The organism is Serratia sp. G204Y, from assembly GCF_051172435.1.
Lineage (GTDB): Bacteria > Pseudomonadota > Gammaproteobacteria > Enterobacterales > Enterobacteriaceae > Serratia > Serratia sarumanii.
Genome location: NZ_JBPIZA010000002.1, coordinates 63,547 through 88,488, shown reverse-complemented (window position 1 = coordinate 88,488; position 24,942 = coordinate 63,547). Strand labels below are relative to the sequence as shown.

Annotated in this window: 17 protein-coding genes; 11 read left to right on the top strand and 6 right to left on the bottom strand. The window is 60.4% G+C overall.

Annotated elements, in window-relative coordinates; genetic code table 11:
- The first annotated feature begins 108 nt into the window (after positions 1–108).
- A complete protein-coding gene (dgt, locus tag ACSBQQ_RS14845) occupies positions 109–1,626 on the top strand; it encodes a dGTPase (RefSeq protein WP_033649226.1) in 1,518 nt (505 codons plus the stop codon).
- 180 nt (positions 1,627–1,806) lie between these two features.
- A complete protein-coding gene (gene degP, locus ACSBQQ_RS14840; protein ID WP_033649228.1) occupies positions 1,807–3,246 on the top strand; it encodes a serine endoprotease DegP in 1,440 nt (479 codons plus the stop codon).
- Between the two features lie 65 nt (positions 3,247–3,311).
- Here the strand turns inward: degP and barA are convergent, their stop codons facing one another.
- A complete protein-coding gene (gene barA, locus ACSBQQ_RS14835) occupies positions 3,312–6,038 on the bottom strand; it encodes a two-component sensor histidine kinase BarA (protein ID WP_033649229.1) in 2,727 nt (908 codons plus the stop codon).
- 66 nt (positions 6,039–6,104) lie between these two features.
- On the opposite strand from barA, the gene rlmD reads away from it, so the two are divergent.
- From rlmD to ACSBQQ_RS14795, 8 genes are all read left to right on the top strand, one after another.
- Positions 6,105–7,454 (top strand): 23S rRNA (uracil(1939)-C(5))-methyltransferase RlmD, encoded by a 1,350-nt coding sequence (gene rlmD, locus ACSBQQ_RS14830; protein WP_033649231.1) that lies wholly within the window; start codon positions 6,105–6,107, stop codon positions 7,452–7,454.
- A 9-nt stretch (positions 7,455–7,463) separates the two neighbouring features.
- A complete protein-coding gene (gene relA / locus ACSBQQ_RS14825; RefSeq protein ID WP_033637137.1) occupies positions 7,464–9,695 on the top strand; it encodes a GTP diphosphokinase in 2,232 nt (743 codons plus the stop codon).
- A 102-nt stretch (positions 9,696–9,797) separates the two neighbouring features.
- A complete protein-coding gene (gene mazG, locus ACSBQQ_RS14820) occupies positions 9,798–10,592 on the top strand; it encodes a nucleoside triphosphate pyrophosphohydrolase (RefSeq protein ID WP_033649234.1) in 795 nt (264 codons plus the stop codon).
- Positions 10,593–10,940: 348 nt separating this feature from the next.
- Entirely contained in the window at positions 10,941–12,578 is a 1,638-nt protein-coding gene (gene pyrG / locus ACSBQQ_RS14815; RefSeq protein ID WP_033637139.1) for a glutamine hydrolyzing CTP synthase, read from the top strand.
- An 81-nt stretch (positions 12,579–12,659) separates the two neighbouring features.
- Positions 12,660–13,955: a phosphopyruvate hydratase gene (gene eno, locus ACSBQQ_RS14810; RefSeq protein ID WP_060428644.1), complete on the top strand. Its 1,296-nt coding sequence runs from the start codon at positions 12,660–12,662 to the stop codon at positions 13,953–13,955.
- 298 nt (positions 13,956–14,253) lie between these two features.
- Complete coding sequence (locus ACSBQQ_RS14805; protein WP_039568868.1) at positions 14,254–15,444, top strand: NAD(P)/FAD-dependent oxidoreductase; 1,191 nt, start codon at positions 14,254–14,256, stop codon at positions 15,442–15,444.
- The gene (locus tag ACSBQQ_RS14800; protein ID WP_077791442.1) at positions 15,441–15,836 is read left to right on the top strand and encodes a hypothetical protein; all 396 of its coding nucleotides are present in this window, start codon (positions 15,441–15,443) and stop codon (positions 15,834–15,836) included. Before ACSBQQ_RS14805 ends, ACSBQQ_RS14800 begins: the two co-directional genes overlap by 4 nt.
- Positions 15,837–15,872: 36 nt before the next feature.
- Positions 15,873–17,066 carry a methionine gamma-lyase gene (locus ACSBQQ_RS14795; RefSeq protein ID WP_060428642.1) on the top strand — a complete coding sequence of 398 codons (1,194 nt, stop codon included), beginning with the start codon at positions 15,873–15,875 and terminating at the stop codon, positions 17,064–17,066.
- A gap of 36 nt (positions 17,067–17,102) precedes the next feature.
- On the opposite strand, the gene ACSBQQ_RS14790 is transcribed toward ACSBQQ_RS14795, so the two are convergent.
- From ACSBQQ_RS14790 to ACSBQQ_RS14775, 4 genes are all read right to left on the bottom strand, one after another.
- The gene (locus tag ACSBQQ_RS14790; RefSeq protein WP_033652933.1) at positions 17,103–18,497 is read right to left on the bottom strand and encodes an amino acid permease; all 1,395 of its coding nucleotides are present in this window, start codon (positions 18,495–18,497) and stop codon (positions 17,103–17,105) included.
- Between the two features lie 102 nt (positions 18,498–18,599).
- Complete coding sequence (gene hutH, locus ACSBQQ_RS14785) at positions 18,600–20,135, bottom strand: histidine ammonia-lyase (protein WP_060428640.1); 1,536 nt, start codon at positions 20,133–20,135, stop codon at positions 18,600–18,602.
- On the bottom strand, positions 20,132–21,823 hold the full coding sequence (gene hutU, locus ACSBQQ_RS14780) for a urocanate hydratase (RefSeq protein ID WP_025159649.1): 1,692 nt from the start codon (positions 21,821–21,823) through the stop codon (positions 20,132–20,134). Before hutU ends, hutH begins: the two co-directional genes overlap by 4 nt.
- A gap of 379 nt (positions 21,824–22,202) precedes the next feature.
- On the bottom strand, positions 22,203–23,543 hold the full coding sequence (locus ACSBQQ_RS14775; RefSeq protein ID WP_049213101.1) for an MFS transporter: 1,341 nt from the start codon (positions 23,541–23,543) through the stop codon (positions 22,203–22,205).
- A gap of 326 nt (positions 23,544–23,869) precedes the next feature.
- Here ACSBQQ_RS14775 and queE point away from each other — a divergent pair, with 326 nt between their 5' ends.
- A complete protein-coding gene (queE, locus tag ACSBQQ_RS14770; protein WP_043148130.1) occupies positions 23,870–24,541 on the top strand; it encodes a 7-carboxy-7-deazaguanine synthase QueE in 672 nt (223 codons plus the stop codon).
- Positions 24,542–24,570: 29 nt separating this feature from the next.
- Here queE and queD read toward each other — a convergent pair whose 3' ends face one another.
- A complete protein-coding gene (gene queD, locus ACSBQQ_RS14765; RefSeq protein WP_004932638.1) occupies positions 24,571–24,930 on the bottom strand; it encodes a 6-carboxytetrahydropterin synthase QueD in 360 nt (119 codons plus the stop codon).
- Positions 24,931–24,942: the final 12 nt, after the last annotated feature.

Sequence of the window (24,942 nt, the reverse complement as noted above, 5' to 3'; positions counted from 1 at the left end):
CGTGAGAATTGCGGCATAGTCTATCATGGCTGTGTGAGAGAGATAATGCGTTGCATCCGCCGCCGGGAATTGTTATCACGGGGGCAGGGCGCAACGGCGGAGAAACAGATGTCCGGGATCGACTTCAAGCAAAAAATCAGCTTCCAACGGCCTTTCAGCAAACCGATCGAGGCCGAGGAAGAGTACGACATCGTGCGGCAGTTCGAGAGCGATCGCGGGCGCATCGTCAACTCGGCCGCCATTCGCCGTCTGCAGCAAAAAACCCAGGTGTTTCCGCTGGAGCGCAACGCGGCGGTGCGCAGCCGCCTGACGCACTCGATGGAGGTGCAGCAGGTCGGGCGCCACATCGCCAAAGAGATCCTCAACCGCTTCAAACAGGCGGGGAGAATTGATGAGCTCGGCCTCACCCGGCTGCTCGATCCGTTTGAAAGCATCGTGGAAATGGCCTGCCTGATGCACGACATCGGCAACCCGCCGTTCGGTCACTTCGGCGAGTCGGCGATCAACGACTGGTTCGCCCAACGGCTCGATCCCGCCAGCTGCGGCAGCGAGCCGGGCAGCCACGATCGCTGCCAGGTGGCGACGCTGCGCCTGCATGAAGGGGAGAGCGATCTGAACCGGCTGCGCAGCCGGATCCGTCAGGATCTCAGCCACTTCGAGGGCAACGCCCAGGCGATCCGCATGGTGTACAGCCTGCTGAAGCTCAACCTGACCTACGCGCAGGTCGGCTGCATTTTGAAATACACCCGCCCGGCCTACTGGGCGAGCGACATCCCCGCCAGCCACAGCTATCTGATGAAAAAGCCCGGCTACTATCTGGCGGAAGAGGCCTTCGTCGATCGGCTGCGGCGCGAGCTGCACATGGGCGAGTTCGATCGTTTCCCGCTGACCTATATCATGGAGGCCGCCGACGATATCTCGTACTGCGTGGCCGATCTGGAAGACGCGGTGGAGAAGAGCATTTTCACCGTCGAGCAGCTGTATCAGCACCTGATTCAGGAGTGGGGCGAGGTGGCGCCGGGCGATCTGTTCGACAAGACCGTCGCCAGCGCGTTTCGCAAGATCGATCGCGGCGGCGCGCGGCGCAGCGCGGAAGATCAGTTCTTCATGTATCTGCGGGTGTTTACCGTGGCGCGGCTGGTGCCGCATGCGGCGCAGCGCTTTATCGACAATCTGGACGCGGTCTATCAGGGCAGTTTCAATCAGGCGCTGCTGGAGGATTCCAGCCCGGCGTACCGGCTGCTGAAAATATTTAAAAATGTGGCGTTCAAGCACGTGTTCAACCACCCGGAGGTCGAGCAGCTCGAGCTGCAAGGCTACCGGGTGATCAGCGGCCTGCTGGACATTTACAGCCCGCTGCTGGCGATGTCGCTGGCGGACTTCAGCCAGCTGGTGCGCGAGGACAGCCACCGCGCTTACCCGATCGAAACGCGCCTGTTCCATAAGCTGTCCACCAAGCATCGGCTGGCGTATGCGGAGGCGGTAGAGGGGCTGCAGCATTTATCGCCGGAGCAGCAAGCCATTCGGGAATATTATTTCCGCGCCCGTTTATTGCAGGACTATATCAGCGGAATGACCGACCTTTACGCCTATGATGAATATCGTCGATTGATGGCGGCGGAATAATTCAACTGAAGAATAATTGTCAGCAATTCCAACCGGTTGGCTGTCTCGACTTTTGTAAAGACGTACAATATTTGTTTACTATTGCCAATCATCTGTGCCGGAACTTCGGGCTATTAATTAACTCTGAATAAGCACGCAAGACGGCCATTCTTTTTGAACGACTTTATAAGAGACACACAGATGAAAAAAACCGCATTAGTTCTGAGCGCATTGGCATTCAGTATCGGTATGGCGATGGGCCCGGTCACGGCCAGCGCCGCTGAAACCGCCTCTTCCAACACCCAACAGCTGCCGAGCCTGGCGCCGATGCTGGAAAAGGTGATGCCTTCCGTGGTGAGCATTAACGTTGAGGGCAGCACCACGGTCAATACGCCGCGCATGCCGCAGCAGTTCCAACAGTTCTTCGGCGAAGATTCGCCGTTCTGCCAGGATGGTTCGCCATTCCAGGGCTCGCCGATGTGTCAGGGCGGCGAACAGCCAGGGCCGGATGGGCAGCCGCAGGGCACGCAGCAGAAATTCCAGGCGCTGGGCGCCGGGGTGGTCATCGATGCCGCCAAGGGCTATGTGGTGACCAATAACCACGTGGTGGACAACGCCAACAAGATCCAGGTGCAGCTGAGTGACGGCCGCCGTTTCGACGCCAAGGTGATCGGCAAGGATCCGCGTTCCGATATCGCGTTGATCCAGCTGAAAGACTTCAAGAATCTGACGGCGATCAAGATGGCGGATTCCGATCAGCTGCGCGTCGGCGATTACACCGTGGCGATCGGCAACCCGTACGGGCTGGGTGAAACCGCCACTTCGGGCATCGTATCCGCCCTGGGGCGCAGCGGCCTGAACATCGAAAACTATGAAAACTTCATCCAGACCGATGCGGCGATCAACCGCGGTAACTCCGGCGGCGCGCTGGTTAACCTGAACGGCGAGCTGATCGGCATCAACACCGCGATCCTGGCGCCGGACGGCGGCAACATCGGTATCGGCTTCGCCATTCCGAGCAACATGGTGAAAAACCTGACGGCGCAAATGGTCGAATATGGCCAGGTGAAACGCGGCGAGCTGGGCATCATGGGCACCGAGCTGAACTCTGAGCTGGCCAAGGCGATGAAGGTCGACGCGCAGCGCGGGGCCTTCGTCAGCCAGGTGATGCCGAAGTCTTCCGCCGCGAAGGCGGGCATCAAGGCCGGCGACGTGATCGTCACCATGAACGGCAAGGCCATCTCCAGCTTCGCCTCGTTCCGGGCGGAGATCGGCACGCTGCCGGTCGGCAGCAAGATGTCGCTGGGCATTATTCGCGACGGCAAACCGGTGACGATTGACGTCACGCTGGAGCAAAGCGCGCAGACTCAGGTGGCCTCGGGCAATATCTACACCGGCATCGAAGGCGCCGAGCTGAGCAACACCCAGGTCGGCAATGTGAAGGGCGTCAAGGTGGACAGCGTGAAAGCCGGCAGCGCCGCGGCGCGTATCGGCCTGAAAAAGGGCGATGTGATCCTGGGGGTGAACCAGCAGCCGATCCAGAACCTGGGCGAGCTGCGTAAAATCCTCGACAGCAAGCCGTCGGTGCTGGCGTTGAATATCCAGCGCGGCGAGAGCCAGCTGTACCTGCTGGCGCAGTGATAGGCGTCTGGCGTTAAAAAGAAAGGCACGCTGCGGCGTGCCTTTTTGCGTTATGGCCTGAGGACTCAGGCCGGTTGCGTCAGATGCGCGCGCGCCGCGTGGATCACCAGTTCAATCTCATCCAACAGCTCCAGCCACTCCGGCTCCAGCTCGTCGTTGGTGACGCCCTGGCGCAGCTGCCGCTCGAGGTAGAAACACAGCTGCTTGAGGCGCGGCACGCCGCTGTAGCTGCAGCTGCCGTGCAGCTTATGGACCAGATCGAGGATCTCGTCGTCATGCTGGCCGTCGAGCAGCGCTTGCACCCGCTCGCGCACCTGCGGCAGGAAATCGAGCAGCATTTGCAGCAGATCGCGCGCCAGATCCGGTTTATTGGCCGCCTGGCGCAGCGCCAGCGGCCAGTCGAGCGACAGCGGCGCGTCGTCGGCGACGGCGTTTTCCACGTCGCCGCTGTGGTAGCGCGACAGCACGCGGGTCAGCATTTTCTCGTCGATCGGCTTGGCCAGATAGTCGTCCATCCCGGCCTGCAGCAGGTGCTCGCGCTCGCCGCTGGCGGCATGGGCGGTAACGGCGACGATCGGCGTGGAGTTGTGATGCGGCAGTTGGCGGATCAGCTCGCTGGCGTGAATGCCGTCCATCTTCGGCATCTGAATGTCCATCAGGATCAGATCCAGCACGTTGTCGCGCGCCAGCGCCAGCGCTTCCTCGCCGCTCTCGCACAGCAGGGTTTTTTCTACCTGTTCCCCCAGCAGCGTGCCGATCAGCTTCAGGTTGGCCGGGTTGTCGTCAACCGCCATCACCGTCAGCGGCAGGCGTTTACGCTCAGGCGGCGCGGTGAGGCGTGTCTGTGTCTCCATCCTGAGCAGCGGGAACAACCGGGTGCTGGTGATCGGCTTGATCAGGCAGCCGAGCGCGCCTTGTTGCTTGAGCAGCTCGGCGTCGATCTGCGCCTGGCACGGCAGCGCCAGAATCACCCGATCGGCCAGCTTCAGCGAGGCCAGCAATTTGTCCTCGTGCTGCGCCATGTTGTCGCGGAACGGGATGGGCACGCCGGCCAGCAGGAAGTCATAGTGGCCTGGTGGCAGCTGGGCCAGCGTCGGCGAGTGGGTGATCACCAGCTGCGTGACGCTGAGCATGTTGAGCGTCGCCTGCGCCGCCGTCGGGTTGGACTCGATATAGGCCAGCGTTTTGCCGTTCAGATCCGGCAGGCTCGGCGCCAGCGACAGCATGCCCTCGTTCAGATCCAGCGTGATGTGGAACCAGAAGGTCGAGCCGCGGTTCAACTGGCTGTGGAAGCAGATATCGCCCCCCATCTCTTTCACCAGTTTTTGCGTGATCACCAGCCCCAGCCCGGTGCCGCCGTGGCGGCGGGAGATGCTGGCGTCTGCCTGACGGAATGCCTGGAACAGCTGCGACTGCTGGCGTTCGGAGATGCCGATGCCGGTGTCGTGGATCTGCACTTCCACTTCCACCCGGCGATCCAGCCGTTTGCGCAGCTCGACGCGAATATCGATATTGCCGGTTTCGGTGAACTTGATGGCGTTGCCCAGCAGGTTGGTGATGATTTGCTGCAGGCGCAGCGAGTCGCCGATCACCTGCTCCGGCACGTCGTTGTGCACATCCAGCGTCAGTTCCAGCCCCTTATCGTGGGCGCTGGGCGCCAGCAGCACCACCACTTCGTCCAGCGTTTCACGCAGGGCGAACGGAATATGCTCCAGCACCAGCTTGCCGGCCTCCAGCTTGGAGAAGTCCAGCACGTCGTTGATGATGGTCAGCAGGTTGTTGGCCGAGCGTTCGATGGTCTGCAAATAGTCGGTCTGGGTCGCGCTCAAATCGGTTTTCAGCATCTGGCGGGTGAAGCCGATTACGCCGTTGAGCGGGGTGCGCAGCTCGTGCGACATGTTGGCCAGGAATTCGGACTTGATGCGCGCCGCTTCCTGCGCGCGTTTTTTCGCCAGATCCAGCTCGACGTTCTGAATTTCCATTTGCTCCAGCGTTTCACGTAGGTCGGAGGTGGCCTGATCGATGTTCTGCTGCATCTCTTCGTGATAGGCGGTGAGCGACATCGCCATCGAGTTGATGCCGTTCTTCAGCATGTGCAGCTCGCCGAGCATGTAGCCCTCCACGCGGCTGTCGAGCTGGCCGCGGCGGATACGGTCGACGGTATTCACCATATTGCGGATCGGGCCGGTCACGTCGCGCATCAGCCGGTAAGCGAACAGGATGGCGATGCACATGCACAGCAACAGCAGCAGGGTGGAGACGAACACCTCTTTATATTGCTGCAGCCGCACCGACTGCAGATCCAGCTCGATCGCCACATAGCCCAGGTTGTTGTCGGGGTGGCTACCGCCGTCGGCGGTTTCATCCGGATACTGGCTTTCCGACAGGATCGGCGTGCGCAGGATCAGCGAATCGCCGCGTCGGGTGAGCATCAGCTCGGTAGGCAACGGCACGCCTTTCGGCAGCTGCAGCTGAGCGAAGTTGTGGTGATAATTGGAGGTGACGAACAAATTGTTCTGCGCATCGAACACGGTGATCGAACGCACGATGTCCGAATGGCGGCGGTGCAACAGACTGACCAACTGCCTGACCGATTCGCGGCTGCGGAACGTCATGCCGTACTCGCTGGCCACCGCCAGCGGCTCGATGATGCTGGCGCCGGCGTCGACCAGTTGCTCCTGCAGCTCGTTATAGCGGTGCACCACGAAGAAGGTGCTGAGCAGCAAACCAATCAGCAAGGTCGGGGCCAGAATCAGGATCATCATGCGCGCACGCAGGCTGTATTTGGTCATGGGATTCCAATGTGGGAGAATTGACAGCTGACACTAGCTTAATGAACCAGCACACAATCGACAAATATGGCGCAATTCTACTCTCCCAAACGCCGCGTGACGACCCGGCAGAGCTCACAAATCTTCACCGTGACGGTGAGCGATCTCGATCCTTTCGGCCAGGGCGTGGCGCGCCACGACGGCAAAGCGGTGTTCGTGCCGGGCGTATTGCCGGGCGAGCAGGCGGAAATCCAGCTGACCGAAGATAAGCGCCAGTTCGCCAAAGGCAAGCTCAAGCGCCTGCTGAGCCGCAGCCCACAGCGGGTGGCGCCGCGCTGCCCGCATTTCGGCGTGTGCGGCGGCTGCCAGCAGCAGCATGCGGATGAGGCGCTGCAACAGCAGAGCAAGGCGGCGGCGCTGGTGCGCATGATCGCCCGCGAAACCGGGGTGACCCCGCAGCAGGAGCCGGTGATCGCCGGCCCGGAATACGGTTATCGCCGTCGCGCCCGCCTGAGCCTGGCGTGGCAGCCCAAGCTGCAGCGCCTGATGATGGGCTTTCGACAGGCGGCCTCCAGCGAGCTGGTGGCGGTGGAGCACTGCCCGGTGCTGCGGCCGGAGCTGGAACGGCTGCTGGCGCCGGTGCGCGCCTGCCTGAGCGGGCTGCAGGCGGTACGGCGGCTGGGGCATGTAGAGCTGGTGCTGGCGGATAACGGCCCGCTGCTGGTGCTGCGCCATCTCGACGCGCTGAAAGAGGCGGATCGGCAGGCGTTGTTGGCGTTTGGCGAGCGGGAAAACCTCGCCGTTTACCTGGCGCCGGACAGCGATCGCGTGGAAAAACTGTGCGGTGACACGCCGTATTATCAGGTTGACGGGCTACGCTTAGACTTCAGCCCGCGCGACTTTATTCAGGTCAATGACGCCGTAAACCAACAAATGGTGGCGCAGGCCCTTGAATGGCTCGACATTCAACCCAATGATCGGGTGCTGGACCTGTTCTGCGGTATGGGTAACTTCACCCTGCCGTTGGCGCGCCGCGCCGCTGCGGTGGTGGGCATCGAAGGTGTTGCCACGCTGGTAGCGAATGGGCAATATAATGCACATAAGAATAAGCTGAATAATGCATCGTTCTTCCACGAGAATCTGGAGGACGACGTTGCGCGGCAACCTTGGGCAGCACAAGGGTTTGATAAGGTGATGCTGGATCCCGCCCGTGCCGGTGCGGCCGGGGTGATGTCACACATTGTAAAACTGGCGCCGGCGCGGGTGGTGTATGTTTCCTGTAACCCCACCACGCTGGCTCGCGACAGCAAAGTGCTGTTGAGCGCCGGTTATCGTCTTGCGCGCGTGCGGATGTTGGATATGTTTCCGCACACGGGGCATCTTGAATCAATGGCGCTGTTTATCAACGAGCGCGCGCCAGAGGTCGCTGCAAAGTAGGGAGAAGTTATGGTTGCGGTAAGAAGTGCACATCTGAATACGGCGGGTGAGTTCGCTCTCGATGAGTGGATAGCCGGCTTGGGGCTACCTAACCCGCAGTCATGTGAGCGATTGGCCGCAACCTGGCGTTATTGTGAGCAGCAGACCCAGAATCACCCCGACGCCTCGCTGCTGCTGTGGCGTGGTCTGGAGATGGTGGAAATCCTCTCGACGCTGAGCATGGACAACGACAGCATGCGCGCTGCGCTGCTGTTCCCGCTGGTGGACGCCGGCATCGTGCAGGAAGAGACCCTGACCGAAGCGTTCGGCAAGGGCATTGTCGCGCTGGTGCACGGCGTGCGCGACATGGACGCCATTCGCCAACTGAAAGCCACCCAAAACGACTCGATGGCCTCCGAACAGGTCGACAACGTGCGCCGCATGCTGTTGGCGATGGTGGAGGATTTCCGCTGCGTGGTCATCAAGCTGGCGGAGCGCATCGCTCACCTGCGCGAGGTGAAAGACGCGCCGGAAGACGAGCGCGTGCTGGCGGCGAAAGAGTGTTCCAACATCTACGCCCCGCTGGCCAACCGGCTCGGCATCGGCCAGCTGAAGTGGGAACTGGAAGATTTCTGCTTCCGCTACCTGCATCCGGAAGAATACAAGCGCATCGCCAAGCTGTTGCATGAGCGCCGCATCGATCGCGAACAGTTCATCGACGATTTCGTCGCCGGGCTGCGCGCCGAAATGGCCAGCGAAGGCATTCGGGTGGAGATCTACGGCCGGCCGAAACACATCTACAGCATCTGGCGCAAGATGCAGAAAAAGCACCTGGCGTTCGACGAACTGTTCGACGTGCGCGCGGTGCGCATCGTGGCGGAGCGCCTGCAGGATTGCTATGCGGCGTTGGGCATCGTGCATACCCACTTCCGCCATCTGCCGGACGAGTTCGACGACTACGTCGCCAACCCGAAACCCAACGGCTACCAGTCTATCCACACCGTGGTGCTGGGGCCGCGCGGCAAAACCGTCGAGATTCAGATCCGCACCCGGCAAATGCATGAAGACGCCGAGCTGGGCGTAGCCGCGCACTGGAAGTACAAAGAGGGCGCGGGCGTGACCGTGCGCTCCGGCTACGAAGAACGCATCGCCTGGCTGCGCAAGCTCATCGCCTGGCAGGAAGAAATGGCGGACTCCGGCGAGATGCTCGACGAAGTGCGCAGCCAGGTGTTCGACGATCGGGTGTATGTGTTTACGCCGAAAGGCGACGTGGTGGATCTGCCGGCCGGCTCCACGCCGCTCGATTTCGCCTACCACATTCACAGCGACGTCGGCCACCGCTGTATCGGCGCCAAGATCGGCGGCCGCATCGTGCCGTTTACCTATCAGCTGAAGATGGGCGACCAGATTGAGATTATCACCCAGAAGCAGCCGAACCCGAGCCGCGACTGGCTGAACCCGAACCTGGGGTATGTCACCACCAGCCGCGGGCGCTCGAAGATCCACAACTGGTTCCGCAAGCAGGATCGCGACAAGAACATTCTCGCCGGCCGCCAGATGCTGGACAACGAACTGGAACACCTCGGCATCAGCCTGAAAGAGGCCGAGAAGCTGCTGATCCCGCGCTACAACATGAACTCGCTGGACGAGGTGTTGGCGGCGATCGGCGGCGGGGACATTCGCCTGAACCAGATGGTGAATTACCTGCAGGGCAAGTTCAACAAGCCGAGCGCCGAAGAGCAGGATCGCGAGGCGCTGCGCCAGCTGGTGCAGCAGAAAGCGCCGCCGCCGGCCCGCAACAAGGACAACGGCCGAGTGGTGGTGGAAGGCGTGGGCAACCTGATGCACCACATCGCCCGCTGCTGCCAGCCGATCCCGGGCGACGACATCGTCGGCTTTATCACCCAGGGGCGCGGTATTTCGATCCACCGGGCGGACTGCGATCAGCTGGTCGATCTGCAATCGCACGCGCCGGAGCGCATCGTCGACGCGGTATGGGGTGAAAGCTACTCCAGCGGTTATTCGCTGGTGGTGCGCGTGATGGCCAACGATCGCAGCGGGCTGCTGCGCGACATTACCACCATTCTGGCCAACGAAAAGGTCAACGTACTGGGCGTCGCCAGCCGCAGCGACACCAAGAAGCAGTTGGCCACCATCGACATGGATATCGAAATCTACAACCAGCAGGTGCTGAGCCGGGTGCTGGCGAAGCTGAACCAGCTGCCGGACGTGATAGACGCCAAGCGTCTGCACGGCAACTAAGCCCACATCGCCTTTCGGGCCGTATCGATAGCGGATGCGGCCCGAAATCCATGAATTCGGCGGGCGCTCCCCTGCGCCCCCATGCTTTCTCAGAGATTTTTTATGACCCAATCCACTCCGCTGCAGCGTCTGCTGAACATCATGAAAACGCTGCGCGACCCGCAGATCGGTTGCTCGTGGGACCGCAAGCAAACCTTCGCCACCATTGCGCCTTATACGCTGGAAGAGACTTACGAAGTGCTGGACGCCATCGAGCGGCAGGACTATGCCGATCTGCGCGACGAGCTGGGCGACTTGCTGTTTCAGGTGGTGTTTTACGCGCAAATGGGGCAGGAGCAGGGGCTGTTCGATTTCGATGAGGTGTGCACCGCCATCAGCGACAAGCTGGAGCGCCGTCACCCGCACATCTTCGGCGACGCCGAGGGCGGAGACAGCGAAGCCGTGGCGGCGCGCTGGGAGCAGCTGAAGGCCGGTGAGCGCGCCGAAAAAGCGCTGCACTCGGTGCTGGACGATATTCCGCAGGCGCTGCCGGCGTTGATGAAAGCGCACAAGATCCAGAAACGCTGTGCCTCGGTCGGCTTCGACTGGAATACCCTGGGCCCGGTGCTGGACAAAGTGTACGAAGAGATCGACGAAGTGATGCACGAAGCCCGCCAGGCGGTGGTCGACGAGAGCAAGCTGGAAGAGGAGATCGGCGATCTGCTGTTCGCCACGGTGAACCTCTCGCGCCATTTAGGCCACAAGGCCGAGAACGCGCTGCAGGCGGCGAACCGCAAGTTCGAGCGCCGCTTCCGCCAGGTGGAAGAGATTGTCCAGCAAAGCGGGCTGCGGCTTGAAGACGCCACGCTGGAGCAGATGGAAGAGGCCTGGCAGCAGGTGAAACGTCAGGAAAGCTGAATCGCCGCGACAATGTTGATCGCCGACAAGGTTCGCTTGAGCTGAAACGGTTAAGCTTTCGGTCAGGTTAGAGGCGCATGGCTGCCGGCGGCAGCAAAAGGGCAACAAACTGAAATCTAAGGCGTTTTATCGCTCCTGAGGGGCGGTAAAAAGAAATTTTCTCTGCTAACTCTTTGTTTTACCTGGAGGGTTTATGCGGCGCCGGCGGAGTAAACCCTGATGAACACGGGAGGGCGGCCGAGATGATGGACAGCAAAACGATCGTTTGTAGGTCAGGAGAGGTTCGGGTATACTACTTTCCCGTCCTGGTTCTTCCATCGTCTTTAAACCTAAACTCTCAGGTTCAGCATGACAACTAATTATATTTTTGTGACCGGCGGGGTCGTATCCTCTCTGGGTAAAGGCATTGCCGCAGCCTCTCTGGCGGCTATTCTTGAAGCCCGTGGCCTCAACGTTACCATCATGAAACTGGACCCGTACATCAACGTGGATCCGGGCACCATGAGCCCGATTCAGCATGGGGAAGTTTTCGTCACCGAAGACGGCGCAGAAACCGATCTGGATTTGGGTCACTACGAGCGCTTCATCCGCACCAAAATGTCGCGTCGCAACAACTTCACCACCGGCCGCATCTACTCCGACGTGCTGCGTAAAGAACGCCGCGGCGACTATCTGGGTGCGACCGTGCAGGTCATTCCGCACATCACCAACGCGATCAAAGAGCGCATCATCGAAGGTGGCGAAGGCCACGATGTGGTGCTGGTGGAAATCGGCGGCACCGTCGGCGATATCGAATCGCTGCCGTTCCTCGAAGCTATCCGTCAGATGGCGGTGGAAGTGGGCCGCGAGCACACTCTGTATATGCACCTGACGCTGGTGCCGTACATGGCGGCGGCCGGCGAAGTGAAAACCAAGCCGACCCAGCATTCCGTAAAAGAGCTGCTTTCCATCGGTATTCAGCCTGATGTGCTGATTTGCCGTTCCGATCGCGCAGTTCCTGCTAACGAACGCGCTAAAATCGCGCTTTTCTGCAACGTGCCGGAAAAAGCGGTTATCTCTCTGAAAGACGTTGATTCTATTTATAAAATCCCAGGCCTATTGAAATCTCAGGGGCTGGACGATTATATTTGTAAACGATTCAGCTTGAACGCACCGGAAGCCAACCTGGCCGAATGGGAACAGGTGATCTACGAAGAAGCCAATCCGGGCGGCGAAGTGACCATCGGCATGGTCGGCAAATACGTTGAGCTGCCGGACGCCTACAAGTCGGTGATCGAAGCGCTGAAGCACGGCGGGCTGAAAAACCGTCTGACCGTGAACATCAAGCTGATCGACTCGCAGGACGTGGAAACCCGCGGCGTGGAAGTGCTGAAAGGGCTGGACGCGATCCTGATCCCGGGCGGCTTCGGTTACCGCGGCGTGGAAGGCAAAGTGATGACCGCACGCTATGCGCGCGAGAACAACATTCCTTACCTGGGCATTTGCCTGGGCATGCAGGTGGCGTTGATGGAGTTCGCTCGCAACGTGGCGGGCATGGAAAACGCCAACTCCACCGAGTTTATGCCAGACTGTAAGTACCCGGTGGTGGCGTTGATCACCGAATGGCGCGACGAAGACGGCAACGTCGAAGTGCGCAGCGAAGAAAGCGATTTGGGCGGCACGATGCGCGTAGGTGGCCAACAGTGCAACCTGATCGACAACAGCCTGGTGCGTCAGCTGTATGGCGAACCGACCATTGTCGAGCGTCACCGTCACCGTTACGAAGTTAACAACATGCTGTTGAAGCAGATCGAAGCCGCAGGGCTGCGTGTCGCCGGTCGTTCCGCCGACAACAAGCTGGTCGAGATCATTGAACTGCCGAATCACCCGTGGTTTGTAGCCTGTCAGTTCCACCCGGAATTTACGTCTACGCCGCGTGATGGGCATCCGCTGTTCGCCGGCTTCGTGAAAGCCGCAGGCGAGCATCAGAAGCGCCAGGTGAAATAAAATATTTGGTAGGCGGCGCGCGGTGAGAACCGCGCGCTGTTTGTCTGGAGTTTTAGTTTAACTTGTACTGAGGAAAACCTAATGTCCAAAATCGTTAAAGTCATCGGTCGTGAAATCATCGACTCCCGCGGTAACCCGACTGTTGAAGCCGAAGTTCATCTGGAAGGCGGTTTCGTCGGCCTGGCTGCTGCGCCGTCAGGTGCTTCTACCGGTTCCCGCGAAGCGCTGGAACTGCGTGACGGTGACAAGTCTCGTTTCCTGGGTAAAGGCGTACTGAAAGCCGTTGCTGCAGTAAACGGTCCGATTGCTCAGGCAGTACTGGGTAAAGATGCCAAAGACCAGGCGAACATCGACAAGATCATGATCGAGCTGGACGGCACCGAAAACAAATCCAACTTCGGCGCCAACGCCATTCTGGCGGTTTCCCTGGCAGCAGCGAAAGCGGCCGCAGCTTCTAAAGGCATGCCGCTGTACGAGCACATCGCTGAACTGAACGGCACCCCAGGCAAATTCTCCATGCCACTGCCGATGATGAACATCATCAACGGCGGCGAGCACGCTGACAACAACGTCGACATTCAGGAATTCATGATTCAGCCGGTTGGCGCGAAAACCCTGAAAGAAGCGGTGCGCATCGGTTCTGAAGTGTTCCACCACCTGGCGAAAGTTCTGAAAGCCAAAGGCATGAACACCGCCGTGGGCGACGAAGGCGGCTACGCGCCAAACCTGGGTTCCAACGCCGAAGCGCTGGCGGTTATCGCTGAAGCGGTAAAAGCGGCGGGCTACGAGCTGGGCAAAGACGTCACTCTGGCGATGGACTGCGCGGCTTCCGAATTCTACAAAGACGGTAAATACGTGCTGGCCGGCGAAGGCAACAAAGCCTTCACTTCCGAAGAGTTCACTCACTTCCTGGAAGATCTGACCAAACAGTACCCAATCGTGTCTATCGAAGACGGCCTGGATGAATCCGACTGGGTGGGCTTCGCTTACCAGACCAAAGTTCTGGGCGACAAAATCCAGCTGGTGGGCGACGATCTGTTCGTTACCAACACCAAGATCCTGAAAGAAGGCATCGAGAAAGGCATCGCTAACTCCATCCTGATCAAATTCAACCAGATCGGTTCTCTGACCGAAACTCTGGCTGCTATCAAGATGGCGAAAGACGCCGGCTACACCGCGGTGATCTCTCACCGTTCCGGTGAAACCGAAGACGCGACCATCGCCGACCTGGCGGTAGGGACTGCGGCTGGCCAGATCAAAACCGGTTCCATGAGCCGTTCTGACCGCGTTGCCAAGTACAACCAACTGATCCGTATCGAAGAAGCGCTGGGTGACCGTGCGCCGTTCAACGGCCTGAAAGAAGTTAAAGGCCAGTAAGTTCGACCGATTCGGTTGCTAAATAAAAACCCGCCGCGGCGGGTTTTTTTATGTTTTAAATTCGTGATGAATGTCAGTCTAATAATAAGTTTTTTATTGAAAACGTGGTCCTATTTAACCCGATAATTTTATTAAAGATAGTAACTGTGTTTATTTTGTATTCCATTTTTATTTGCTTTATAATTATTCGTTACTAGACTGCCAATGAGGCAGTTTATTTCTCGCCGTTCTGCCGTAGATCTTCATCCTCACTATGCCTTAATACTGCCGGCTTGCTGGCCGGTTGAGCGAGGGCTTGATGCGACAGCGAATCGTCATTGTCGGCGGCGGAACCGGCGGCACCATCCTGGCCAATGTATTGGCCGAAAAATTGCACCGAGAAATTATTAATAATAAAGTCGAGTTATTAATGATATCGGATTCACCGCTGCATTATTACAAACCGGCGTTTATGTATGTGGCGTTCAATACTTTTTTCAAGCAGGAACTCACGCGCTCACAGCGGAGTTTATTGCGCCCTGAAATACAATTCATTGTTGATAAAGCGGAATCTTTCGATTTAACACAGCGAAATATAGCCACGCAAAGTGGTAAAATTTATTCCTATGACTTTCTGGTCTTTGCTACCGGCTGCGTCCCCTGGCCGGAGCGTATCGAAGGGCTGGCGCAGGCGGGCGATCATTTTTACCAGTATCAGGCCGCCAGGCGGTTGGCGCAAAAACTGGCGACTATCGAGAAAGGGCGTATCTTCATCACCGTTTCCTTCCCTGAAACCCCCAACGTGCCCCACCAGTGCGGCATCGCGCCGATCGAAACCACCTTGATGCTGGATGACTACCTGCGGCGGCGCGGCGTGCGTAAGGCGGTGGAGATCGTTTATACCTATCCGACCATTTCCCAATTGCTGCGCAACTGCCTGTTTTTGCAGCGCCCGACCGGCGAAGCGCTGCCCGCCATTTTTGCCGCGCGCGATATCCGTCACCAGCGCGGTTTTACCCTCAGCCGGGTGGACGCACAGCGCAACATCGCCTATTCCGCCGAGGGGGAGGAACAGCCGTTTGACATCCTGATGGCCACGCCGCCGATCCGGGCGGTGGAAGCGGTGCGCAACACCGGCCTGAGCGATATTCAAAACGGCGAGGGGTGGTTGCCGACCGATCACCAAACGCTGCAGGTGTACGGCCAGCAGGGCGTATACGTGATAGGCGACACCGTGGATCTGCCGGTCAGCAAGGCGGGCGGTTCTTGCCACAATCAGGCGCCGGTGATCGCCGACAATATCGTGGCGGAAATACGGCTGGGGCAAACGGTCAGCCATTACGACGGCAAGGTGCAGGCGGTCGCGCAAATGGGGCTGAATGCCGGCATGCCGCTGGTGTACGACTACCGTCACGACGTGCTGCCGACCCCGGCCACCAAGGTGGGCGGCATGCTGCGCAACGGTTTTAACCGCGGTCTGTATTGGGCCACGGTAAGGGGGCTGATATGACGGAAAGCACGGTGCATGGTGATGAACTCCAATCGCTGGCGGGCTTGCTGGAAAAACTGCGGCCGCTGCTGGCCGGCGGGCGGCTGGACAACGTGGTCGATCTGCTATCGTTGCTGTCGGACGTAGTGGATATCGCCGACAACGCGCTGGTGGAAAAACTGGCCGGCGTATTCGAAGGGCTGGTTACGGTCGGTTGGGAGGGAGGGACTGCGTTGAAGATGGCGCACAGCGAGCTGCAATTGAACCCGCCGCCCGCCAATTTTCGTGCGGCTTACGCCTTGCTGAAGCAGCCGGACACACTGCTGGGCGTCATGCTGCTGCTGCGCACTCTGCAAATTATCGGGCGGCGTACACGGGATGGCGCGTTGCCGCCGGATGCTTCCGATGAATAATTGAATCGGCTTCGTTCACTCAGATAAGGAGTCGTTATGTCCGGCAAACTTGACCATGCCTTCGCTACCCGCGCTATTCATTATGGCTACGATCCTCAGCAGCATCAGGGGGCGCTGAGCCCGCCGGTGTTTATGAGCTCCACTTTTACCTTTCCCACGGCGGAATATGGCGGCGCTTGCTTTGCCGGCACCGAACCGGGGTATTTCTATTCACGTATCGCCAACCCGACGCTGAATCTGCTGGAGCAGCGCATCGCCAACCTCGAAGAGGGGGAAGCGGCGGTGGCGTTCTCTTCCGGCATGGGGGCGATCACCGCCTGTTGCTGGACGTTGCTCAGCCCGGGCGATGAGCTGATCGTCGATGAAACGGTGTATGGGTGCACCTTCAGCTATTTTCATCACGGTCTGGCGCGCTTTGGCGTCAAGATAACCCATGTTGATCTGACCCGGCCGGAGCGGCTGGCCGCCGCGATCGGTAGGCGCACCCGGCTGGTGTATTGCGAAACCCCGGCCAACCCCAACATGCGACTGATCGATATCGTCGCAGTGGCGGAGATTGCACACCGGCATCAGGCGTTGCTGCTGGTGGACAACACCTACTGTACACCGTACCTGCAGCGGCCGCTGACGCTGGGCGCCGACATCGTGGTGCACTCGGCCACCAAGTACCTCGGCGGCCACGGCGATCTGCTGGCTGGGCTGGCGGTGACGAGCGAGGCGCTGGCGCAGACGATCCGGCTTGAGGGGCTGAAGGACATGAACGGGGCAGTGCTGTCGGCGCAGGATGCTGCGCTGGTACTGCGCGGTTTGAAAACCTTGCCGCTGCGCATGGATCGTCATTGCGATAACGCGCAGCGTCTGGCGGAGATGTTGGCGGAGCATCCTGCGGTCGAGCGGGTGTATTATCCCGGCCTGGCGAACTTCCCGCAGCATGCGTTGGCGCAGCGGCAAATGGCGCGCCCCGGCGGCATGCTGGCGTTTGAACTGCGGGGCGGCATGAGTGCAGGCATTCGCTTCCTCAATGCGCTGCAGCTCATCTTGCGCGCGGTCAGCCTGGGCGATTGCGAAAGCCTGGCGCAACACCCGGCCAGCATGACGCACTCGGCCTACAGCCCCGAAGAGCGGCGGCGCCATCATATCAGCGAGGGATTGGTGCGGTTGTCCGCCGGGCTGGAGGCGTTTGACGACTTGCAGGCGGATGTCCTGCAAGCATTGGCGCAGGCGCATTAAAAAACCCGCCGCAGCGGGTTTTATCAGAAGCGAGCGTTACATCTGCTGCGTTGCCGCGGTCACCGGCGAACCCCCGCCTTTCTTGCGCACCCACAGCCAGTAAGCCACGGTGAGTAAAGCGATCCACACCAGCCCGACGTACAGCGCGATGCGGCTCTCTTCGAAGTAGCCGAGCAGGCCGATGACGAATGCCATAAAGGCGGTCGCCAATGCCGGCGCCACCGGCCACCACGGCACCGGGAAGCTCAACTGACGAGTTTCTTCCGGCGACAGCGTGCGGCGCATGACGATCTGCGACAGCAGGATCATCAGCCACACCCAGACGGTGGCGAAGGTGGCGATCGAGGCGATGATCATGAAGACCTTCTCCGGGATCAGGTAGTTGAGCACCACCGCCAGCAGCAGGGCGACCGACATCACCAGCACCGTCATCCACGGCACGCCGCTGGCGGTCAGTTTGGTGAAGCTGCGCGGCGCCTGGCCGTCCTGCGCCATGCCGTACATCATGCGGCCGGCGCCGAAGATGTCGCTGTTGATGGCCGAGATGGCGGCGGTGATCACCACCACGTTCAGCACGTTGGCGGCGGAGCTGATGCCGAGGTTGCTGAAGATCTCAACGAATGGGCTGCCGTTCTGGCCGATGCTGTTCCACGGGTAGATCGCCATCAGCACCGTCAGCGTCAGCACGTAAAACAGCAGGATGCGCACCGGCACGGCGTTGATCGCTTTCGGCAGCACTTTGGCGGGGTCTTTCGCCTCGCTGGCGGTAATGCCGATGATCTCGATGCCGCCGAAGGCGAACATCACCACCGCCAATGACGCGACCACGCCGCCGATGCCGTTAGGCATAAAGCCGCCGTGCTGCCACAGGTTACTGATACCGGTAGCGTGCTGGGCTTGGCCGAAGCCGAACAGCATCACCGCCGCGCCGCCGACGATCATCGCCACGATGGCGGCGACCTTGACCAGCGACAGCCAGAACTCCAGCTCACCGAACACCTTGACGCTGCACAAATTGAGCGCGCCGATAAACAGAATGATGCTGAGCACCCAGACCCACTGGGCGACGTCCGGGAACCACAGCCCCATATAAATGCCGAAGGCGGTGACGTCCGCCAGGGCGACGATCACCATTTCGAAGGTGTAGGTCCAACCGGTGAGGAACCCGGCCAGCGGGCCGAGATAGTGGCTGGCGTAGTGGCCGAACGAGCCGGAAACCGGCTGGTGCACCGCCATTTCACCCAGCGCGCGCATCACCATGAACACCGCCGCGCCGCCCACCAGGTAGGCCAGCAGCACGGCCGGGCCGGCCAGCTGGATGGCGCCGGCGGAGCCGTAGAACAGGCCGGTGCCGATCGCCGAGCCGAGAGCCATGAAACGGATGTGCCGCGCGTTTAGTCCGCGTCTGAGTTGTGTTGTTTCGTTACGCATGTTGCTTCCCGTTAAGTGTTTGCCGAACAGGCACGCGCTGCCCGCGCCGGGTGGAACGCACCCGGCGGGGCAGAACAAACTGCGTGATTCAGTGTGTGATGATTATGCCTGGCTAGGCAGCAGCGCCGCAGGCAGCAGCGATGTCAGGTGACCGGCCGCCAAGAGTTGGCTGGCGGCTTCAATGTCGGGGGCGAAGAAACGATCCTTGTCGTAGAAACTGACATGCTCGCGCAGCAGACGGCGCGCCTGCTCCAGACCTTCCGAGGTCTTCAGGCCGTTGCGGAAATCCAGGCCCTGACAGGCGGCCAGCCATTCGACCGCCAGAATGCCGCGCACGTTGTCCGCCATGATCCACAGGCGGCGACCGGCGGCCGGCGCCATGGAAACGTGGTCTTCCTGGTTGGCGGAGGTCGGAATGCTGTCGACGCTCGACGGGTGCGCCAGCGCTTTGTTTTCGCTGGCCAGCGCCGCGGCGGTCACCTGGGCGATCATGAAGCCGGAGTTCACGCCGCCGTTTTCCACCAGGAACGGTGGCAGTTGCGACATGTGCTTGTCCATCATCAGCGAGATGCGGCGCTCGGACAGCGAACCGATTTCGGCGAACGCCAGCGCCAGGTTATCGGCGGCCATCGCCACCGGCTCGGCGTGGAAGTTGCCGCCGGACAGCACGTCGCCCTGTTCGGCGAACACCAGCGGGTTATCCGAGACGGCGTTGGCTTCAATTTCCAGCACCTCGGCGGCCTGGCGGATCTGCGTCAGGCAGGCGCCCATCACCTGCGGCTGGCAGCGCAGGGAGTAAGGATCCTGCACTTTTTCGCAGTTGCGATGCGAGTCGGAGACTTCGCTGCGCGCGCCGAGCAGGTGGCGGTAGGCGAGGGCGGCGTCGATCTGGCCGCGCTGGCCGCGCACCTCGTGGATGCGCGCATCGAACGGGCTGCGAGAGCCCAGCGCCGCTTCCACCGTCAGGCTGCCCGCCACGGTCGCGGCGGCGAACAGGTCTTCGGCATCGAACAGGCCGCGCAGCGCGAAGGCGGCGGAGACCTGGGTGCCGTTCAGCAGCGCCAGGCCCTCTTTCGCCGCCAGCGTCAGCGGTTTCAGGCCGGCCTTAGCCAGCGCTTCGGTCGCCGGCAGCCATTGGCCCTGATGGCGCGCCTGGCCTTCGCCCAGCAGCACCAGGCTCATGTGCGCCAGCGGCGCCAGGTCGCCGGAGGCGCCGACCGAGCCCTTCAGCGGAATATGCGGATAAACTTCGGCGTTGACCAGCGCGATCAGCGCCTGGATGACTTCCAGACGAATGCCGGAGAAGCCGCGCGACAGGCTGTTGATCTTCAGCACCATGATCAGGCGCACCAGGTTGTCGTCGGTCGGTTCGCCCACGCCGGCGGCGTGCGACAGCACGATCGAACGCTGCAGGTTTTCCAGATCGTCGCGGGCGATGCGCGTCGAAGCCAGCAGGCCAAACCCGGTGTTGATGCCGTAAGTGGTGCGGTTTTCCTCAACGATGCGTTCCACGCAGGCCACGCTCTGCTGGATTGGCGCGTAGGCGTTGTCGTCCAGCGTCAGCGTCACCGAGTGTTGATAGACGTCGCGTAGCTGGGCCAGCGTCAGTTTGCCCGGGCGAATAGTCAGCGCTTTCATGCTTTTTCTCCTTGGGTCGCGGCAACCATCGGCAGGTTCAGGCCTTGCTCGCGGGCGCAGTCGATAGCGATATCGTAACCGGCGTCGGCGTGACGCATGACCCCGGTAGCCGGGTCATTGTGCAGGACGCGGGCGATGCGCTCGGCGGCTTCGTCGGTGCCGTCGCAGACGATCACCATGCCGGAGTGTTGGGAGAAGCCCATGCCGACGCCGCCGCCGTGGTGCAGGGAAACCCAGGTGGCGCCGCTGGCGGTGTTCAGCAGGGCGTTGAGCAACGGCCAGTCGGAAACCGCATCGGAGCCGTCTTTCATCGCTTCGGTTTCACGGTTCGGGCTGGAAACGGAGCCGGAATCCAGGTGATCGCGGCCGATGACGATCGGGGCGGACAGTTCGCCCCGGCGCACCATTTCGTTGAACGCCAGGCCCAGCTTGGCGCGCTGGCCGAGGCCAACCCAGCAGATGCGCGCCGGCAGGCCCTGGAAGCTGATGCGCTCGCGCGCCATGTCCAGCCAGCGGTGCAGGTGTTCGTCATCCGGGATCAGCTCTTTCACCATGGCGTCGGTTTTGTAGATGTCCTGCGGATCGCCGGACAGCGCCGCCCAGCGGAATGGCCCGATGCCGCGGCAGAACAGCGGACGGATGTAGGCCGGCACGAAGCCCGGGAAGTCGAAGGCGTTGTCGACACCGGTTTCTTTCGCCATCTGGCGAATGTTGTTGCCGTAGTCGAAGGTCGGCACGCCCATCTGCTGGAAGGCCAGCATGGCTTTGACGTGATCGGCCATCGACTGCTTGGCGGCGGCGACCACTTTGGCCGGCTCGGTCTGGGCGCGCTGGCGATATTCTTCCCAGCTCCAGCCCTTCGGCAGGTAGCCGTTCAGCGGATCGTGGGCGCTGGTCTGATCGGTGACCATGTCCGGGCGCACACCGCGGCGAACCAGCTCAGGCAGGATTTCCGCCGCGTTGCCGCACAGGGCGATGGAGATGGCTTTGCCTTCCGAGGTGTATTTTTTGATGCGTGCCAGCGCGTCGTCCAAATCTTTAGCCTGCTCATCGACGTAGCGGGTTTTCAGGCGGAAATCGATGCGGCTCTGCTGACATTCGATGTTCAGCGAGCAGGCGCCCGCCAGCGTCGCGGCCAGCGGCTGCGCGCCGCCCATGCCGCCCAAACCGGCGGTCAGCACCCAGCGGCCCTGCAGGCTGCCGTCGTAATGCTGGCGGCCCGCTTCGACGAAGGTCTCATAGGTGCCCTGAACGATGCCCTGGCTGCCGATGTAGATCCAACTGCCGGCGGTCATCTGGCCGTACATGGCCAGGCCTTTGGCGTCCAGCTCGTTGAAGTGTTCCCAGGTTGCCCAGTGGGGCACCAGGTTGGAGTTGGCGATCAGCACGCGCGGCGCGTTGCTGTGGGTTTTGAAGACGCCGACCGGCTTGCCGGACTGCACCAGCAGGGTTTCGTCTTCCTCCAGCGTTTTCAGCGTTTCGACGATCTTGTCGTAGCAATCCCAGTCGCGCGCGGCGCGGCCGATGCCGCCGTACACCACCAGCTCGTGTGGGTTCTCCGCAACTTCAGGATCGAGGTTGTTCATCAGCATGCGTAACGGCGCTTCGGTCAGCCAGCTTTTTGCGTTTAATTGTGTGCCGCGTGGCGCGCGTACATCGACATTGCGAACTTTGTTATTTGTAGTCACAGCAGTTTCCTCAAACAGTATCGGTGCAGATTCCATGCCGCGGTGGGGATGAGTACCACGGCATAACAATGCGTAGGGTTTATTAACATATACTTGTATGTACAAGCATATGCAACACTGACCAGTTGCCGCTTAAAAGTGGCATAAGAAAAAGTTATTTTCTTTTTATATCAGTTTGATATGCGATTTTTTATCGCCGGCTTCATGTATGGAAAGCCGGAGAAAAGTGAGCTGTTCGGCAAAAATGAATTAAAAATGACTCATTTTTGGGCGGCTAGTCACAATATTTTTACAGACTGATTACAGTTGCGGCCAGGGGATAAACAAACCCTATCGCCGCAGGGGAAAAAGCCCGCCGTCGGTGGCGGGCTTGCCAGGGTCAGGCCGCCGGTTGTAGCGTCGGTTTGCGGCTCATTTTGCATACCGTGGCGATGGCGGCGATCAGCGCCGGCACGCACAGGAACATCAGGATGCTCTGCACCTCCCACTGCATCGCCAGCAGTTGGGCGCCCATCATGGTGCCGGCGACGCCGCCGAAGCGGCCGATGCCCTGCATCCAGGCGATGCCGGTGGCGCGGCTGTGGGTGGGGTAGAAGGTGGCCGCCAGCGTTTGCAGCCCGGACTGCGCGCCGTTCATGGTGACGCCCATCAGGAAGATGAAGGCGCCCAGCAGCACGATGTGTTTGTCCTCGGTCGCCATCGCCACGATCAGCAGGGCAGTGGCGACAAAGCCGCTCGAGACCACCTTATGCGCGTTCCAGCGATCCATCAGCCAGCCGGCCACCAGGATGCCGAGCGTGCCGCCGAAGGTGAACAGCGAGGTGAGCATCGCCGATTGCTCCAGCTGGTAACCCAGTCCCTGCATCAGGATCGGCATCCAGCTCAGCAACACGTAGTAGATCACCAGCCCCATAAAGTAGGTCAGCCACAGCATCAGCGTGCCGAGCAGGTAAGGGCGGCTGAACAGCAGGCCGACGCTGGTCTTGGTGTGCGTAAGCTTCTCTTCGTACAGGTAAAAACGCGTCACGCCGTCCAGGCTCTGGCTGACGAAGCGCTGTGCGATGCGCTTGATCTTCGCCGCATCCTGCCCGCGGTTGACCATGTATTTGACTGATTCCGGCAGCAGCAGGATCAGCAAAACCGTCAACGCCAGCGGCGCAATGGCGCCGAGCAGCAGCACGCTGTGCCAGCCGTAGCTCGGGATCAGCCACGATGAAATGGCGCCGCCGCCGGCCGCGCCCAGCGGGAAACCGCAGTACATGGTGTTGATCGCCAGCGAACGGCAGCGCTGCGGCGCGTATTCGGAGATCAGCGTGATGGCGTTGGGCATCGCCGCTCCCAGCCCGAGGCCGGTGAGGAAACGCCACAGCGTCAGGCTATTGAGCGAGCCGGCGTAGGCGGTGGCCAGGCTCGACAGGCCGAAGAACAGACAGGAAAACACCAGCACGCGCTTGCGGCCGATGCGATCGGAGATTGGCCCGGCGATCAGCGCGCCGAGCGACAGCCCCAGCAGCGCGGCGCTCAGCACCGGCCCCAGATCCTGTTTGATGATGCCCCAGTCTTTGGCGACCGAGGGGGCGATATAGCCCATGGCGGCGGTATCGAAACCGTCGATGGCGAGGATCAGGAATCCGAGAATGATCAGGGTCCAGTGAAACAGCGAAAACTTGCTGTCGTCGATGGCCTGCTGAATGTTCAACTCGCTGGTGGAATGAGTCATGGCACCCTCTAAACGCAGATGTAGTCGTGATGGATGGAACGTGGCCGAAACTGACGCTCGGCTTGTGTTTGCTTGTATATACATCTGCGCGTCGGCGCTTTATGTCAAATATATTTATCTTATGCGTTAAATAAATGTTGTTTTTGCGAAGCAGGTTACACCGTGAATGAAAGGCCAAGGCCCGACTCACAAATTAAATGAACGCCGTGGGTGGTGAGATATGCTGGCGGCGGCGCGGAGAATAAAATTTAATACAATGTTGGCCGTTTGGTCGCCGGGCCGGAATCTGCGATAATCGCTTTTTACTTTTCCAGATTGAGAAACCGATGCAGTACCCGATCAATGAGATGTTCCAAACCTTGCAGGGCGAAGGCTTTTTCACCGGCGTGCCGGCCATTTTTATCCGCTTGCAGGGCTGCCCGGTAGGGTGCAGTTGGTGCGACACCAAACATACCTGGGAAAAGGAAGCCAATCGGGAAGTCGACCTGCAACGGATCCTGGTCAAAACAGAGGAAAGCGACGCCTGGGGCAACGCCAGCGCCGAGCAACTGTTGGCGGTGATGCGCCAACAAGGTTACACCGCGCGCCATGTGGTGATCACCGGCGGCGAACCCTGCATCTACGATCTGACACCGCTGACCGAGCTGTTCGAACAGCATGGCTACGGCTGCCAGATTGAGACCAGCGGCACCCACGAGGTGCGCTGTTCCGCCAACACCTGGGTGACGGTTTCGCCGAAGGTGAATATGCGCGGCGGCATGAAGGTGCTGGATCAGGCGCTGCGGCGCGCCGACGAGGTGAAGCATCCGGTGGCGCGCGAGCGCGACATCGAGGCGCTGGACGCGCTGCTGGCGACGCTGCAGGACGACAAGGCGCGCATTATTGCGCTGCAGCCGATCAGCCAGAAAGAAGAGGCGACCCGCCTGTGCATCGAAACCTGCATCGCGCGCAACTGGCGGCTGTCGATGCAGACCCACAAGTATCTGAACATCGCCTAAAATCAGGGCGCCCTTGGGCGCCCTTTCTTTTAACCTTTATATACGCATCCCGCAGTACAGGTCTCTTTCACCATCACCGCAGTCAGTTCCGGCAACTGGGGCTTGAGCTGCTGCCAAATCCAGGCGGCGAGCACTTCGCTGGTGGGATTTTCCAATCCTGGAATATCGTTCAGATAATGGTGATCCAGCCGCTCCCAGATCGGGGAAAACACAGCCTTGAGCTCGGCGAAATCCATCACCCAACCGGTGTGGGGATCCACTTCACCGGTCACTTCCAGACGCACCATAAACGAATGCCCATGCAGACGGCCGCATTTATGGCCCTCCGGCACGTGCGGCAAGCGGTGTGCGGCTTCAAACTGAAAATCTTTAAACAGCGTGGTTGCCATTATTACGGCCTC

Coding starts and splice junctions, on each gene's coding strand:
- degP (WP_033649228.1), top strand. CDS start 1,807: ATGAAAAAAACCGCATTAGTTCTGAGCGCATTGGCATTCAGTATCGGT.
- relA (WP_033637137.1), top strand. CDS start 7,464: ATGGTTGCGGTAAGAAGTGCACATCTGAATACGGCGGGTGAGTTCGCT.
- ACSBQQ_RS14800 (WP_077791442.1), top strand. CDS start 15,441: ATGACGGAAAGCACGGTGCATGGTGATGAACTCCAATCGCTGGCGGGC.
- ACSBQQ_RS14805 (WP_039568868.1), top strand. CDS start 14,254: ATGCGACAGCGAATCGTCATTGTCGGCGGCGGAACCGGCGGCACCATC.
- rlmD (WP_033649231.1), top strand. CDS start 6,105: ATGGCGCAATTCTACTCTCCCAAACGCCGCGTGACGACCCGGCAGAGC.
- hutH (WP_060428640.1), bottom strand. CDS start 20,135: ATGAAAGCGCTGACTATTCGCCCGGGCAAACTGACGCTGGCCCAGCTA.
- ACSBQQ_RS14775 (WP_049213101.1), bottom strand. CDS start 23,543: ATGACTCATTCCACCAGCGAGTTGAACATTCAGCAGGCCATCGACGAC.
- dgt (WP_033649226.1), top strand. CDS start 109: ATGTCCGGGATCGACTTCAAGCAAAAAATCAGCTTCCAACGGCCTTTC.
- queD (WP_004932638.1), bottom strand. CDS start 24,930: ATGGCAACCACGCTGTTTAAAGATTTTCAGTTTGAAGCCGCACACCGC.
- pyrG (WP_033637139.1), top strand. CDS start 10,941: ATGACAACTAATTATATTTTTGTGACCGGCGGGGTCGTATCCTCTCTG.
- queE (WP_043148130.1), top strand. CDS start 23,870: ATGCAGTACCCGATCAATGAGATGTTCCAAACCTTGCAGGGCGAAGGC.
- barA (WP_033649229.1), bottom strand. CDS start 6,038: ATGACCAAATACAGCCTGCGTGCGCGCATGATGATCCTGATTCTGGCC.
- ACSBQQ_RS14790 (WP_033652933.1), bottom strand. CDS start 18,497: ATGCGTAACGAAACAACACAACTCAGACGCGGACTAAACGCGCGGCAC.
- mazG (WP_033649234.1), top strand. CDS start 9,798: ATGACCCAATCCACTCCGCTGCAGCGTCTGCTGAACATCATGAAAACG.
- eno (WP_060428644.1), top strand. CDS start 12,660: ATGTCCAAAATCGTTAAAGTCATCGGTCGTGAAATCATCGACTCCCGC.
- ACSBQQ_RS14795 (WP_060428642.1), top strand. CDS start 15,873: ATGTCCGGCAAACTTGACCATGCCTTCGCTACCCGCGCTATTCATTAT.